Consider the following 241-nt stretch of genomic DNA (forward strand, 5'->3'; position numbering starts at 1 on the left):
TTTTTGAACATTATTAACACCAGCATCTTAAGAGATAGACTCTTTGAAATACTGGTGGGTCTGGGCCGATTTGAACGTAAAGACATGACCTCACCCACTTTTAACAAAGAGAATGGGGTGCGCTCTAACCAACAAGCGGCTTAACCGGTTTCCAATCTTGTGATTGGTGGGTCTGGGCCGATTTGAACGGCCGACCTCACCCTTATCAGGGGTGCGCTCTAACCAACTGAGCTACAGACCC

General features: G+C 47.7%; 1 tRNA gene. It reads right to left on the reverse strand.

The features are described 5' to 3' along the window. Nucleotides 1-164: 164 nt before the first annotated feature. A tRNA-Ile gene (locus AYW76_RS18830) sits at nt 165-241 on the reverse strand.

Source organism: Marinomonas gallaica, assembly GCF_001639745.1.
In the GTDB taxonomy this organism is placed as follows: domain Bacteria; phylum Pseudomonadota; class Gammaproteobacteria; order Pseudomonadales; family Marinomonadaceae; genus Marinomonas; species Marinomonas gallaica.